Genomic DNA, 360 nt, shown 5'->3' with positions numbered 1-360 from the left:
CCCGATAAATACTTGCTTCAATTTCACTTTACTCTACTCCTTTAAGGGTTCATTAATTATCTTTGTATCTTAGCTCAGGCTTTAGTTCAAGATAAAGAGCTGGTTTTAGTCATTTATATCAATATCAGCAAATATCATTCCTCGTCGCATGCTACGTGTCGCTAAGAATACCTCGCCAAGTAATGACATAAATGCACATATTAGCAATGCCATGGCACCAACAAAACAACTACCGATAGTAACACCTAAATTAATCGATTGTATGTGCGATAAAAACAACAGCATAACTACGGCACATACTAATAATGCGCTTAAGACACTTAAACTAAATGCAATATGAATGCAGCGGGAGCGCTTAAG

General features: G+C 36.7%; 1 protein-coding gene. It reads right to left on the bottom strand.

What is annotated here, in order from left to right:
- Window positions 1-105 precede the first annotated feature (105 nt).
- Window positions 106-360: DUF2721 domain-containing protein (locus tag R0K30_RS21295; protein WP_410612762.1), on the bottom strand; the 255-nt coding region annotated here is incomplete at its 5' end.

Origin of the sequence: Bacillus sp. SIMBA_154 (assembly GCF_046536015.1) — a bacterium.
GTDB lineage: Bacteria > Bacillota > Bacilli > Bacillales > Bacillaceae > Bacillus > Bacillus pumilus_P.
Note: the sequence above shows the minus strand (reverse complement) of the source record. Positions and strands in the feature narration are given on the sequence as shown.